Here is a 14,886-nt window from a genome sequence, read left to right as displayed (position 1 = left end):
GTTTAACACAGCCTAAAATAAAAATATTTGTAAAACGAACTATTTTTAGCTAATGTATTTTATAGATGGTTTGCAATTTAAAATGAGGTGAATGTATTTGGTCAATGGGAAATCAATCAAAGACCTGCAAAATGAAGTAGATACATACATAAGTCAATTTAAAGAGGGATATTTTAGTCCATTAGCAATGGTAGCACGGCTAACAGAAGAGCTTGGGGAGCTTGCTAGAGAAGTTAATCATTATTATGGTGAGAAACCTAAAAAATCTACTGAAACCGAAAAAGCAATTGAGGAGGAACTGGGAGACCTTCTTTTTGTCATTATTTGCTTGGCCAATTCATTAAATATCGATTTGGAAGAGTCACATGACTATGTTATGAATAAATTTAATACTAGGGACAAGGATCGTTGGACGAGACTAGAAAATCAGAATGAGGAGTGAGTATTAGTGTCAACGGTGAAAATAATCATTGCGGGACCACGGGGACGGATGGGAAGTGAAGCCGTCAAAATGGTTACCAATACTAAACATTTTGAGTTAAAGGCTGTCATTGATTATAAATATGACGGCCATATGTTAAGTGATCTAGAGGGGTTTCATGCTATAAAGAATGTACCAATTTTTACAACCATCGAGACGTGTCTTCAAAATGTAGAATGTGATGTATTAATTGATCTAACAACACCAGAGGTGGGGATGCACCATGCCAAAACGGCACTTCTTCATAATGTCAGACCTGTTGTCGGAACCACTGGATTTACAAAAGATGACTTAGAAGAGCTAGAAGGTATTTGCAGGGAAAAGAAACTAGGCTGTATTATTGCGCCTAATTTTGCCCTCGGTGCTGTTCTAATGATGAAGTTTTCACAAATGGCTGCAAAATATTTTTCTGATGTCGAAATCATTGAACTTCATCATGACAAAAAACTCGATGCTCCTTCAGGTACAGCTGTGAAGACTGCTGAAATGATTACCGCTGTAAGGGAAACCAAACATCAGGGTCATCCGGATGAGAAAGAAACAATAAGCGGTGCCAGAGGTGCTGAGCTTGATGGAATGCATATTCATTCTGTGAGATTGCCAGGTCTAGTGGCGCATCAACAGGTGTTATTTGGAGCAGATGGTCAAACCTTATCGATTCGTCATGATTCCTATAATCGGGCATCGTTTATGTCTGGAGTACAAATTGCAGTAGACACAGTAATGAAACAAGATCTTTTTGTCTATGGTCTTGAAAATATTATAGAATAGGAGCACTACCATGAATATAGCTTTAATCGCACATGATAATAAAAAGAATGACCTTGTTCAATTTGCAACAGCATACCAAACAATTTTTTCACAACATAGCCTTTTTGCAACGGGAACGACAGGGCTGAGAATCCAAGAGGCAACTGGTTTACCGATTACCAGATTTCAATCCGGTCCGTTAGGCGGAGATCAAGAAATCGGTGCGATGATCGCAAAAAATAAAATGGATGCTATTTTCTTTTTTAGGGATCCGCTTACAGCGCAACCGCATGAACCAGATGTAACTGCACTCGTTCGCCTTTGTGATGTTTATTCAATTCCTCTCGCTACTAACATGGGAACAGCAGAATTGTTGATAAGAGGGTTAGCCGAAGGCTTCCTAGAGTGGAGAAATATTGTCCACGAGAACGGTGAAAGTGATGAACGATAAGCCCTTACATATTTTAGCTTTCGGCGCCCATGCTGATGATGTGGAAATCGGCATGGGAGGCAGTATCGCAAAATGGACAGCAGTTGGTAAAAGGATAGGTATTTGTGATTTGACGGAAGCCGGCCTATCTTCAAACGGGACCATCGAGATGAGGAAAGAAGAGGCTGAACATGCTGCTAATATCTTAGGAGTCACAGATAGATTGTCACTTTCATTTCCTGATAGAGGACTGTTTCTTCAAGCGGAATTTATTAGGAAGATTGCAGCAGTAATTAGAAAGTATCAGCCAAAAATCGTCTTTGCCCCCTACTTTGATGACCGTCATCCAGATCATGGAAACTGTGCCCGCCTTGTAGAAGAGGCGGTCTTTTCTGCGGGGATACGAAAATACCATACAGAGAATTCGCAGGAATACCATAAGGTTGAAAGAGTATATTTTTATATGATTAATGGCTTTCATAAGCCTGATTTTGCAATCGATGTCTCCGCTGAAATGGAGCAAAAAATTGCAGCATTGAGAGCGTATCAGAGTCAATTTGAACAAACAGAAAACAGTGTCGAAACACCACTTATAAATGGGTATATCGAAACCGTTAAGGCAAGAGAAAGACTATTTGGCCAGCAGGTTGGGGTACAATTTGCAGAAGGCTTTAAAACAAAGGTTCCTATTCTCTTGAATTGTGACTTGATAGGAGATTAACAATGAAGAAACTTAAAATTGGAATTACCTGTTATCCTACGGTTGGCGGCTCAGGTGTGGTGGCTACGGAATTAGGTAAAATGCTAGCTGAAAAAGGACATGAGATCCATTTTATCTCATCAAGCATTCCTTTTAGATTAAATAAAATTTATCATAATATTTATTATCATCAGGTTGAAGTGAATCAATATTCTCTTTTTCAGTATCCACCCTATGATATTGCTTTAGCTAGTAAAATGGCGGAGGTTGCAAATCGAGAGAACCTCGACATTCTCCATGTTCATTATGCTATTCCTCATGCAGTTTGTGCGATCTTAGCTAAACAAATGAGCAAAGTTGATGTAAAGATTGTCACCACGCTTCACGGGACGGACATCACGGTCCTTGGGTACGACCCATCCCTTACTGAGGCCATTAAGTTTGGAATTGAAAAATCTGACACCGTAACGGCTGTTTCAAAATCTTTGATTGAGCAAACTCACGAACTTATTCAGCCAGACAAACAAATTGAAACCGTATATAACTTTATTGATGCTCGAATTTATCAAAAACGAGATGCAAAACATTTAAAGAAAGAATTCGGCATCAAAGAAGACGAAAAGGTTGTTATCCATGTTTCAAATTTCCGACCAGTTAAACGTGTTCAGGATGTTGTAAAAACGTTCGCAAGAATTTCCGAAGCGATGCCAGCGAAACTTTTGCTGGTCGGAGATGGTCCAGAAATGACACCGGTTTGCAGGCTAGTAAAAAAATTGGGATTGACAGAAAAAGTTCATCTCCTCGGCAAACAGGAAAACCTGGATGAATTATACTCAATAAGTGATTTAAAGCTGTTATTATCGGAAAAAGAGAGCTTTGGGCTAGTTGCTCTTGAGGCAATGGCATGTGGTGTTCCATGCATTGGAACAAATGTCGGAGGCTTGCCTGAAGTCATCCAACATGGAAGTACAGGCTACATTTGTGAATTAGGAGATATTGATGATATTTCCACGAAAGCAATTTACTTATTGAGAAATAAACAAATTCATCAACAATTTGCTAGTAATGGAGTTTCTTTAGTAAATACAAAATTTAGAGCCGAACAAATTGTCGGGCAATATGAGCAATTATATTTTAAGCTCTTACAATAAGGGTGATAAGTATGAAAGAGCCTTTTTTATCAGCTGTTCCAGTTATCCAAAAGCTAGAGTCTGCAGGTTTTGAGGCTTATTTTGTTGGCGGTTCTGTCAGAGATTTGCTTTTAAATAAACCAATTAACGATGTTGATATTGCCACTTCAGCAACACCAGAGGAAGTAAAACAATGTTTTTCAAAAACAGTTGATGTAGGTATTGAGCATGGAACTGTTCTAGTTTTATATCAAAATAAATCGTATGAGATTACTACCTTTCGCACGGAGGCTGAATACGAGGATTACCGTAGACCGAAAGAAGTCTCTTTTATTCGAAACCTCCGCGAGGATTTACAACGGAGAGATTTTACCATGAATGCAATGGCTATGGATAAAGACGGAAATCTAATTGATCCCTTTGATGGACAAGTAGCAATAAAGAATAAAGTTATTCAAACAGTTGGAAAAGCAATAGATCGCTTTCAAGAGGATGCATTAAGAATGATGCGGGCAGTGCGTTTTGTGAGTCAGCTGTCTTTCCGAATTGAAAAAGAAACACTAAATGCGTTGTTAGATTTAGGGCACTTACTTGATAAAATTGCGGTTGAACGCAAACAAGCTGAGTTTGACAAATTGCTTTTTGGTATTAATCGAAAACAAGCTATACAACTAATTTTACAAACCAATTTATATTCTTATTTACCAGGGTTAGCGGACAAAGAGAACAACCTAAAATTAATGTTGGAGTACAGGCTAGACCGATTAAATACTCGCGAAATGTGGGCATTGCTAGGATACTGTTTGAAAATAGAAAAAAAGGAAATGGAAGAATTTCTAAAAGGCTGGCGATTCCCATCTAAGGAAATAAGGGAAATTCTGAATATTTTACATTATTTAAATAAAAGATTCAAAGCTAGCTGGTCGTCGTATGATTTGTATGCGGCAAGGAAGAAAACCTTCGTTTCTGCTGAGATGCTATATCTCGTAATTAGCGGAATTGAGTCTGTTGATTCGATACAAGACTATATTGATTTATATGAACGACTACCCATAAAAGAACGGTCAGAAATGGATCTGACAGGGAATGACTTAATTGGCTGGTTTAACAAAAGCGGCGGACCATGGGTGAAGGAACTCCTGATAAAAGTGGAAGAGGCTATTGTAGAAGGAACCGTTGGCAATAATAAAAAAATCATAAAGGAGTGGCTGATGGAGTGCAATCACAATTAAGGAAAGATTTGCTTGATGCCTTTACTAATGCTGGTGAAGATTTTCTATCGGGACAGCATATAGCAGAGGTAATCGGCTGCTCTAGAACGGCGGTGTGGAAGCATATTGAAGGGCTCCGGAAAGAAGGGTTCGAATTAGAAGCAGTACGTCGAAAAGGCTATCGGATTGTTAAGACGCCTGAAATGATAACTGCTGACGAATTAAGACTAGGTTTAACAACAGGATTCATTGGTAAAAACCTTCATTATGAAGAAACTGTGGATTCTACCCAAAAGATTGCTCATCGTTTAGCATATGAAAATGCACCTGAAGGAACGGTAATCATTGCTGAAGAACAGGTATCTGGTCGAGGCAGAATGGATCGAAAATGGCACTCTCCTAAGTATACGGGCATCTGGATGAGTATCATTCTTAGACCCAATATTCCACTGCCAAAAGCTCCACAATTAACGCTTTTGGCCGCGGTGGCAATTGTACAGGCGATAGAGGAACGGACTGGTCTGCTTCCAGAGATAAAATGGCCAAATGATATTCTTTTAAATGGAAAAAAGGTAACAGGAATCCTTACTGAACTTGAAGCAGAAGCAGATCGAATTAATTCAATCATAATTGGTATGGGAATAAATGTTAATCAAACAAACGAAGACTTTCCTAACGAGCTAAAAGGGATCGCTACATCAATCTTGATTGAAAAGGGAGAAAAAGTATCACGAGCAGACTTAATAAAGGGTATCTTTGTGAAGTTGGAAAAATTGTATTTACTTTATTTAGCTGAGGGCTTCTTTCCTATTAAGCTCCTTTGGGAAAGTTATGCAATAAGTATTGGCAGAAATATTACCGCACGTACACTCTCACATTCTATTATTGGTAAAGCACTAGGGATAACAGATGATGGAGTATTAATGATCGAAGATGAACACGGAAAAATACATCATGTTTATTCTGCGGATATAGAGTTATAAGATATAGTTTTTGTTATTTGAAAAGAATGCTTGCGGTTTTTTTGTTTTTTTCTTATAATTCAGATAATGGGCGGTATCATTGTGAGCTGCACCTGAAACTAGTTTTTTACAATTTAAAAGGGTTCTGCCTAGATCCGGATAACGGACCGGGACAGAGGGATAGAAAATGTAAAAGAGTCCAAGATCCTCTGCCTTCAGATGGATCTTTTTATTTGTGCTCTTTTTGACCCCTCTTCCTACAAAAAAGGAGGGAATGTTAATGAAGCAAAGTACTGATTTTTTTAAAATGAAAGAAAGTAATGAAAAAATTGTTATGCTTACTGCCTATGATTATCCTTCTGCAAAGCAAGCAGAGCAGGCAGGTGTAGATCTAATTTTAGTAGGAGACTCGCTTGGAATGGTGGTACTTGGTTACGATTCAACAGTACCAGTGACAATGGATGATATGATTCATCATTCAAGAGCGGTAAAACGTGGAGCTAAGGATACGTTTATTGTTGTGGATATGCCGTTCTTAACCTATCATCTATCGGTTAAGGATACATTACAAAATGCGGGTAGATTAATTCAAGAAACAGGTGCACATGCAGTGAAGCTTGAGGGTGCCGATGAGGTAATTGAAAAAATTTCAGCGCTTACAAAAGCTGGAATTCCAGTTTGTGGACATCTTGGCTTGACCCCTCAATCCGTTGGCGTATTAGGTGGGTATAAAGTTCAAGGGAAAGACGCCAAAGCTGCAATGAAATTGCTGGAGGACGCTAAAAAGTGTGAAGAAGCAGGGGCATTTGCGATTGTCTTAGAGTGTGTACCGAAGCAGCTAGCCGATGAAGTTTCCAAAGCTGTATCCATTCCTATAATTGGTATTGGAGCAGGAGTTGATGTAGATGGGCAAGTACTAGTCTATCATGACATTTTAGGATATGGTGTGGAGCGTGTACCAAAGTTTGTAAAGCAATATTACTCTTTAAACCCGTTTATTGTTGAATCGATACAGGCATATGTGAAGGAAGTTAAATCACAACAATTTCCTGAAGATAAGCATTCCTTTACGATGAAGGAACGGGAGCTTAGTGGACTTTACGGAGGAATAAAATGAGAGTCATTACCACCATTCAGGAAATGCGTAAGGAAATAAGTAAACAGAAATCTCATTCCAAATCAATCGGCTTTGTGCCAACAATGGGTTTTTTACATGAAGGTCATTTAACTCTATTAAAAAAAGCGAGAATAGAAAATGATATTGTTGTTTTAAGTATATTCGTAAATCCATTGCAGTTTGGTCCAAAAGAGGATTTTTCAACCTATCCACGAGACTTTGCAAGAGACCAATCATTGGCTGAATGTGAAGGGGTAGACCTCATTTTTTATCCTAGTGTGGAAGAAATGTATCCACATAAAACATCCGCAAGGGTAATCATTCAAGACCGTACGGATGTTTTATGTGGAAAATCGAGACCTGGTCATTTTGACGGGGTGGCTACTGTCTTAACGAAGTTATTTAATATTGTTTTGCCAACAAGAGCTTACTTTGGCACAAAGGATGCGCAACAAGTCGCGGTCGTAGAAGGCTTAATTTCGGATCTTAATTTTCCAATTGAACTAATACCTGTAGAGATTGTACGTGAAGAAGATGGTCTAGCAAAAAGTTCTCGTAATGTTAATCTTCTGCCCGAGGAGAGGGCTAAAGCAAGCGTCCTTTATAAAAGCTTAACTGCTGCCAAGGAGGCGATTGATAAAGGAGTTCGGGATCCTGAAGCCATAAAGACATTGGTATCAACAATGATACGCTCCGAGTCCAACGGGAAAATTGATTATGTTGAGATCTATTCATATCCCCAATTAAAATCTGTAGAGTATTTAGCAGATATTTTTATCATTGCTCTAGCCGTGCAGTTTTCTAGGGTTCGTTTAATTGATAATATTATCCTAGACTTAGGGCAGGAAATTGGAGGAGAAAACGAATGTTTCGACACATGATGAATGGGAAAATCCACCGTGCTACAGTAACGGAAGCGAATCTTAATTATGTTGGCAGTATTACGATTGATGAAGATTTACTTGACGCTGTTGGTATGGTTGCAAATGAGAAGGTTCAAATTGTAAATAACAATAACGGGGCAAGACTTGAAACCTATATCATTCCTGGTGAAAGAGGCAGTGGTATCGTTTGCTTGAATGGAGCTGCCGCTCGACTAGTTCAAACAGGTGATGTTGTTATTATCATCTCATATTGCTTGGTATCCGAAGAAAAAGTCCAAAGCCATCAGCCTAAAGTGGCAATTATGGATGAAGATAACAGAATAAAAGAACTTATTTATGCAGAGCCAGCCTTAACGATCATGTAGAGAATCCCCGCTTTTTCGGGGATTTTTCTTTTTTGCTGTTAATTTTATATACTGTAGAGTAAGGTATACTTTTTCTTTTACCTTTTTTATGATACCGTTTGAATGAAGGTTTGAGGTGTTATGTAGAATGTTAAATAAATTTGTTGTTGTAGACTTAGAAACGACAGGAAATAACCCCAAAAAAGGGGATAAAATAATCCAATTTGCCGCTGTGGTTATTGAAGATGGAAAAATCACGGAAAGTTTCTCATCACTCATCAACCCTAAAAGGTCCATACCTGCATTTATTGAGGAATTGACTGGCTTAGAGGATGGGATGGTAAAGGACGCACCATTATTTATGGAGATTGCCCCAAAGGTAATTGCTTTATTAGAAGGTGCTTATTTTGTTGCTCACAATGTATTATTTGATTTGTCCTTTTTACAGGAAGAATTAATTCAAGCAGGATTTGAAGGTTTTTACGGGTCAGTTCTAGATACAGTAGAAATGGCGAGAATCATATTTCCTACCGCAGATGGCTATAAGCTATCAGATCTAGCATTCCGAGAGGATCTCAACCATGATCGGCCACATCAGGCAGATAGTGACGCTCAAGTGACTGCAGAGCTTTTCCTAATCCTTGTAAACCGCTTATCACAATTGCCGAAAATGACCCTTCGTCAGCTTTCTCAGCTTTCTGGAGGATTAAAAAGCGATTTACAACAATTAATTGATGAAATCATTTTAGAAATAGATCAAAGTACTGAGACTTGGGATGAGACACTTGAAATGTACAACACGCTTGCCTTGAAAAAGTTTGCTAGCAGCCCAACGTCAACGAGTGGGCAGAATGACGAACATTTTCACTATCCAATCAGTGAAGAAGATAAAATAGATATGGTGACTAAGGGTTTTTCGTCTTATGAAAAAAGAATGGGTCAATTTCAAATGATGGATGGGGTTTACGAAGCATTTATGTCCGGAAAGCATACCCTTATAGAGGCAGGAACAGGAGTAGGTAAATCTTTGGCATACCTTTTGCCGGTTGCTTATTTTGCAAAACAAAACAAGCTCAGGGTAATAGTAAGTACACATACTATCCAATTGCAAGAGCAGCTCATTCATAATGAAATTCCCTTATTAGCAAAAATTCTTCCTCTTGAGGTGAAAACCGTATTGTTAAAAGGAAGAAATCATTATATTAGTTTAGAAAAATTCGCCTTATCTTTACTAGAAGAAAATGATAATTACGATACAACACTAACAAAAATGCAAATTTTAGTTTGGTTAACAGAAACAAAAACGGGCGATCGAGACGAGTTGAACCTCTCAAGCGGTGGCAATCTCTTTTGGAATAAAATTAAAAATGAACAGACGATCTTTGCAATGAATAAAGTTTGGCAGGAGAAGGATTTTTATTTACGGGCAAAGAATGAGGCATATCAGGCAGATATTATTATTACTAATCATTCACTGCTATTAAGTAATCTATCTGCTGAGACATCATTTTTGCCAGATTTTGATTATGCAATCATCGACGAAGGACATCATTTTGAAAAAGTTGCAAGTCAATACTTTGGTCGTTCCTTAGATTACTTATCAACCCGGTTGCTTTTAAGTCAATTTGGTCAATATGACCAACATCTTCTTTTTTATGAGCTAGATTCAATAGTGGAATCGATAAAATCCAAAAAGGAAAATGTAACTCCACCTGAAAAAATTAATAAACTAACTTCAGACCTTTCATATGAAATGGATGAGTTTTTTAAGCTGACTGCCCTATATGCAAAATCAAATTCTGCCGAAAGAAGAGGCTTAAATCGGGCAAAAGTTCGTTTTTCCCATGATAAGGGTGGAAAAGAAAAAAATGCTCTCGTACATAGTGCAGAGAGATTTGCCTTCTTATTGAAAGACTTACAAACCGTAATAACTGCTCGATTAAATGTAATTAAGGAAAATAATAATTCTTTATCAAGCAGACATAAAGGAAAACTGGAGGAAATCATATCCTTTAGAAACGATCTAGAAGACTTGAGAAATACCGTACAAGATTGCTTTATTAAAGAATCTAACGATGTAAAGTGGATTGAAGTTGACTTCCGCTCCCAACAGAATATAACTACCTTTTATGCTCAGCCGGCATTTGTAGCAGCTTCTCTTAAGGAAAAATTCTTTAATTGTAAAAAGGGTATTGTGTTAACTTCAGCTACTCTTACGGTTAATCATTCTTTTGATTACATGATCAAGGAAATTGGGCTTAGCAAAGACACCACGCTGACAATGTCAATCTCATCTCCATTTGATTACCAAAGTCAGGTGCAACTATTAATACCCGAGGATTTGCCTGAGATTAACGCAACAAGTCTAGATGATTACGTCATTGCGATTACGGAACATATTATTACAATTGCGGAAGCTACAAAGGGGAGGATGCTGATTCTCTTTACAGCTCATGACATGTTAAAGAAAACCTATGAGCTAATAAAGGAAAGTGGGTTTCTAAATGACTATGCGATCATCGCCCAGGGGATTACCAGCGGCAGTCGTTCGAGACTAACAAGAAATTTCCAGAGATATGATAAAGCCATTTTGCTGGGAACAAGCAGCTTCTGGGAAGGCATAGACATCCCTGGGGAGGATTTATCCTGTTTGATTATGGTCAGATTACCTTTTAGTCCGCCTGATGAACCTTTGACAGAAGCAAAGTGTCAAGTGATTAAGCAAAAGGGTGGAAATGCCTTTACTGAGTATTCTTTACCTGAGGCGGTTCTTAGATTTAAACAGGGCTTCGGTCGACTTATACGAACAGAAAAAGACCGCGGAATTATGATGGTTTTTGATAAAAGGATCATTACGACTAAATATGGTAAGGCATTTTTGCAATCTATTCCATCCGTACCGATGAAAAAGGGGAATATTGACGAATTAGTTGAAATTATTGACAAATGGTTATAATGAATTAATGAAAAGTTACACACCCTATTAATAAGGGAGGTATGTGTATGAGAGTGTTACTATTAATGACAGCTATCTTTTTTCAAATGATTTCTATTGGAAGTGCCTCTCCAATAGAGAAGGTTGAAAATATTCATTTAAATTTAAAAGATCACGAGATTGCTGTCACATTTTTAGGATTAGACGATGGTGAAGCAACCCTAATTCAAGGGTCCAATGGGGAAAATATCATGGTTAATATGGGTGGAAAAGAAACAAGCCCGGAATTAAGAGAGATGCTCAAAACATACGGGGTTAAAGAAATTTCAACACTAGTTATTACCAACCGTCAAAATCTCTTTCTAGATCAACTTACTCAATTTATTTCTAAATATAAGGTAAAGCAATTGATTTCTACACCTGAAATAGTGAATGAATTAATAAATATGGCGTCTCCATTTGCCGAGGTTGAAGTGATACCTTGGAAAGAAGGGACAAGACAAATACTGTTACCGGATCTTGCTGCTGAAGTTCTATTTTCAGGAAAAGGTGAGACGGAAGGGTTAGATTTTACGTTGCAGTTCTTTAAGCATCGTCTATTTCTAATGACTTCATCTAGTGATGATGCGGAAGAGCATTTAATGAAGAAAAATTTAGATGACGTCACTATTTTTAAGGTACCTAACTGGGCGATGGAAAATTCGTTATCGGAGAAATTGATTCAAAATGTTAATCCACAGATATCTATTTTATTCGAGTCAGAACAACATCAACCTGACCCTGAGATTATTTATGACCTGCAGGATACTTGGTCAGAAGTTCTTTATACTAAGAAACATGGTACGATTACAATAAAATTTACCGAAAATAACTATGAAGTCTTCACTTTTCCAGTAGAAAATGAAGACTATAGCTGATATTATTGCTTTAGAGGGATAAAGGTTTACCATTTATCGTACATAAAGAAGTGGAGTATTATGAAAAAAATAATTTTATTTTTAGTACTGTTCTTTGTCATTGGTGTTGGGGTTTTTATTAAAGTATATGTAAGTGCACAGGAACCTTTAAATGCTGCGGAAGAAAAAGCTGTTTCCTTGGCCAAAGACAAGGTCGAGTTAAGTGAAGTGGAGGATTTTCACATCTATCATGGAGCAGAAACCGTTAGTATTATTGAGGGGGAAAATAAAAAAGGTGAGAATATCATCGTCTGGATTCCAGAAAAAAGTAAGAAGGTAATGGTTGATAAACCGAAAAACGGAATATCAAAAGAGGATGCAGTACAAAGACTATTAGCTGAAAAAAGTCCGAAAGAAATTATTTCTGTGAGATTAGGAATGGAAAATAATATCCCTTTATGGGAAATTCATTACCGTTCTGAAAATAATTTAATAAATTATTACTATGTACACTTTAAAACAGGAGAATGGCTAAAGAAAATTGAAAATCTTTAGTTTGGATGAAGTAGGAGGAATTGGAATGGCAGTAAAATTAGCAAATAGGGTAATGGCACTCACACCATCAACAACATTAGCAATTACAGCAAAGGCGAAAGAATTAAAGGAAAAAGGGGTAGATGTAATTGGCTTAGGAGCAGGTGAACCTGATTATAATACTCCACAACATATTTTGGATGCCGCAGCACGGTCAATGAATGAAGGACATACGAAGTATACCCCTTCAGCAGGCTTACCAGCTTTAAAAAAGGCGATTATTGAGAAATTTGAGAGAGACCAGGGGCTTACTTATAAACCCAATGAAATTATTGTTGCAAACGGGGCAAAGCATGCATTGTATACACTTTTTCAAGTGCTCTTAAATGAGGGTGATGAGGTAATCATTCCAACGCCTTATTGGGTTAGCTACCCTGAACAAGTTAAATTAGCCGGTGGTGTACCAATTTACGTTGATGGATTAGAGTCCCAACAATTTAAGATTACTCCACAACAATTAGAAACAGCTATTACCGAAAAAACGAAAGCAGTTATTATCAATTCTCCTAGTAACCCAACTGGTGTTATCTATACAGCAGATGAACTGCAGGCATTAGGTGAAATATGCCAAGAAAGAAATATATTAATCGTGTCAGATGAAATTTACGAAAAGCTCATATATGGCACTCATAAACATGTATCAATCGCTCAGCTTTCTCCAGAACTAAAGGAACAAACCATCGTGATCAATGGTGTATCCAAATCACACTCCATGACAGGTTGGAGAATTGGTTATGCGGCTGGTAACAGGGAGATTATAGAAGCCATGACAAACCTTGCGAGTCATAGCACATCTAATCCAACCACAACTGCTCAGTATGCTTCCATTGCTGCTTATAATGGTCCGCAAGAGCCGGTTGAAGAAATGCGTCAGGCATTTGAACATCGTTTAGAAGTAATTTATGATAAATTAGTTTCGATTCCAGGATTTACCTGTGTGAAACCTCAGGGTGCATTCTATTTATATCCAAATGTTAAGGCAGCTGCTGAAATAACGGGATATCAAGATGTTGACGCCTTTGTTGAAGCATTGCTTGTTGAAGCCAAAGTAGCAGTAATCCCAGGCTCCGGGTTCGGTACCCCTGAAAATATCCGTCTATCTTATGCAACCTCTTTAGACCTATTGGAAGAAGCTGTTGTGAGAATGAAGGATTTTGTTGAATCAAAACACAAAGCATAAAATAATCGTTTTCAATTAACATGCGCAACGTTATTAAAAAGCCATTCTCTCAGACATTATTTAGGGAGAATGTCTTTTTTGAATCTAAAAAATGAATTTTCGGAAAATGGTTGACTCCTATGATTGAAAAGTGATATAAACACAGTAAGGATTTTAGGGCTTTAAAGCAAAGACTAATAAATAATATAAAAATATGATTTACAGGAGGCATTACTTTCATGGGACAAGGCAGCAAAATTTTAGACTGCACGATTCGAGATGGGGGCTTGGTTAACAATTGGGATTTCAGTGTGGAATTTGTTCAAGACTTGTATAATAGCTTAAGTGCGGCTGGTGTTGAATACATGGAGATTGGTTACAAAAACTCCCCAAAACTACTCAATGCAACTGAGCCAAATCCATGGAGATTTCTAGACGATAATTTCTTGAAAGAAATTTTCCCTGAGAAAAAATTCACGAAGTTTTCTGCTCTTGTGGATATTGGCCGTGTAGACCCAAATGACATTTTACCACGTGAACAAAGTGTTTTAGATATGATTCGGGTGGCATGCTATATCCGTGAAGTTGATAAAGGATTAGAGCTTGTACAAATGTTTCATGATTTGGGTTATGAAACTTCACTTAATATTATGGCTTTATCGAGTGTGCCTGAAAAGCAGTTAACAAAAGCATTTGATATGGTGAGGGAAAGTCCTGTCGATGTTGTATATATCGTCGATTCTTTCGGGAGCTTGGATCCTTCAGATATTGAGCACCAAGTGAAAAAGTTCCAAGAGTTGATTCCTAACAAGCAGCTTGGAATCCATACACATAACAACATGCAGTTAGCGTTTGCTAATACGTTAGCGGCACTGCAAAATGGGGTTACATATCTAGATTCATCTGTATTTGGCATGGGCCGCGCAGCAGGTAATTGTAATACAGAACTGCTGGTTAGCTACATCCAAAAGCCAAGCTACGAACTGAAGCCAGTGCTTGAAATGATAGAAAAGCATATGCTTGAAATGCGCCAAAAATGGGAGTGGGGCTATATCATTCCATATATGATTTCTGGTGTCCTTAATGAACATCCGCGTGTCGCCATGGCTTACCGTGATAGCGCCGACCGTGATAAATTCGTAGATTTTTATGATAAGGTCACTTCACCCGAAGCCAATCTTGCTCCAGTAATGAAATAGGGTAAATGTCAATTTATTTATAGTTAAGTGTACCGCACGGTGAATTTTTTCACTGATGCGGTTTTTATTTTTTAATTTTCCAGTCTATTATTAT

The 14,886-nt window shown here is 37.8% G+C and carries 15 protein-coding genes; all 15 read left to right on the top strand.

Annotated elements, in window-relative coordinates:
• Positions 1-91: 91 nt before the first annotated feature.
• Positions 92-442, top strand: a complete 351-nt coding sequence (locus V7124_RS21085) for a nucleotide pyrophosphohydrolase (protein WP_335493130.1) — start codon at positions 92-94, stop codon at positions 440-442.
• 6 nt (positions 443-448) lie between these two features.
• Positions 449-1,252, top strand: a complete 804-nt coding sequence (gene dapB / locus V7124_RS21080) for a 4-hydroxy-tetrahydrodipicolinate reductase (RefSeq protein ID WP_335493127.1) — start codon at positions 449-451, stop codon at positions 1,250-1,252.
• 10 nt (positions 1,253-1,262) lie between these two features.
• Positions 1,263-1,682 (top strand): methylglyoxal synthase, encoded by a 420-nt coding sequence (gene mgsA, locus V7124_RS21075; protein WP_335409241.1) that lies wholly within the window; start codon positions 1,263-1,265, stop codon positions 1,680-1,682.
• The gene (gene bshB1, locus V7124_RS21070) at positions 1,672-2,382 is read left to right on the top strand and encodes a bacillithiol biosynthesis deacetylase BshB1 (protein WP_335409722.1); all 711 of its coding nucleotides are present in this window, start codon (positions 1,672-1,674) and stop codon (positions 2,380-2,382) included. The genes mgsA and bshB1 overlap by 11 nt, the downstream gene beginning before the upstream one ends.
• A gap of 2 nt (positions 2,383-2,384) precedes the next feature.
• Positions 2,385-3,512, top strand: coding sequence for an N-acetyl-alpha-D-glucosaminyl L-malate synthase BshA (gene bshA, locus V7124_RS21065; RefSeq protein ID WP_335493125.1), 1,128 nt, complete (start codon positions 2,385-2,387; stop codon positions 3,510-3,512).
• 11 nt (positions 3,513-3,523) lie between these two features.
• On the top strand, positions 3,524-4,723 hold the full coding sequence (locus tag V7124_RS21060) for a CCA tRNA nucleotidyltransferase (protein WP_335493123.1): 1,200 nt from the start codon (positions 3,524-3,526) through the stop codon (positions 4,721-4,723).
• Positions 4,696-5,685: a biotin--[acetyl-CoA-carboxylase] ligase gene (locus tag V7124_RS21055; RefSeq protein WP_420490577.1), complete on the top strand. Its 990-nt coding sequence runs from the start codon at positions 4,696-4,698 to the stop codon at positions 5,683-5,685. The genes V7124_RS21060 and V7124_RS21055 overlap by 28 nt, the downstream gene beginning before the upstream one ends.
• Positions 5,686-5,944: 259 nt before the next feature.
• A complete protein-coding gene (gene panB / locus V7124_RS21050) occupies positions 5,945-6,781 on the top strand; it encodes a 3-methyl-2-oxobutanoate hydroxymethyltransferase (protein WP_335493121.1) in 837 nt (278 codons plus the stop codon).
• A complete protein-coding gene (panC, locus tag V7124_RS21045; protein ID WP_335493118.1) occupies positions 6,778-7,662 on the top strand; it encodes a pantoate--beta-alanine ligase in 885 nt (294 codons plus the stop codon). The genes panB and panC overlap by 4 nt, the downstream gene beginning before the upstream one ends.
• The gene (gene panD / locus V7124_RS21040; RefSeq protein WP_335493114.1) at positions 7,647-8,030 is read left to right on the top strand and encodes an aspartate 1-decarboxylase; all 384 of its coding nucleotides are present in this window, start codon (positions 7,647-7,649) and stop codon (positions 8,028-8,030) included. Before panC ends, panD begins: the two co-directional genes overlap by 16 nt.
• 127 nt (positions 8,031-8,157) lie before the next feature.
• On the top strand, positions 8,158-10,965 hold the full coding sequence (gene dinG / locus V7124_RS21035; protein WP_335493112.1) for an ATP-dependent DNA helicase DinG: 2,808 nt from the start codon (positions 8,158-8,160) through the stop codon (positions 10,963-10,965).
• Positions 10,966-11,012: 47 nt separating this feature from the next.
• Positions 11,013-11,861: an ATP-dependent DNA helicase gene (locus V7124_RS21030; RefSeq protein WP_335493110.1), complete on the top strand. Its 849-nt coding sequence runs from the start codon at positions 11,013-11,015 to the stop codon at positions 11,859-11,861.
• Between the two features lie 60 nt (positions 11,862-11,921).
• On the top strand, positions 11,922-12,395 hold the full coding sequence (locus V7124_RS21025; protein WP_335493108.1) for a cell wall elongation regulator TseB-like domain-containing protein: 474 nt from the start codon (positions 11,922-11,924) through the stop codon (positions 12,393-12,395).
• 25 nt (positions 12,396-12,420) lie between these two features.
• Entirely contained in the window at positions 12,421-13,614 is a 1,194-nt protein-coding gene (locus V7124_RS21020; RefSeq protein ID WP_335493106.1) for a pyridoxal phosphate-dependent aminotransferase, read from the top strand.
• A gap of 218 nt (positions 13,615-13,832) precedes the next feature.
• Entirely contained in the window at positions 13,833-14,792 is a 960-nt protein-coding gene (locus V7124_RS21015) for an aldolase catalytic domain-containing protein (protein WP_335409261.1), read from the top strand.
• Positions 14,793-14,886 lie beyond the last annotated feature (94 nt).

Origin of the sequence: Neobacillus niacini (assembly GCF_036961885.1) — a bacterium.
GTDB lineage: Bacteria > Bacillota > Bacilli > Bacillales > Cytobacillaceae > Neobacillus > Neobacillus niacini_H.
This window is presented reverse-complemented; position numbering and strand designations above follow the sequence as displayed.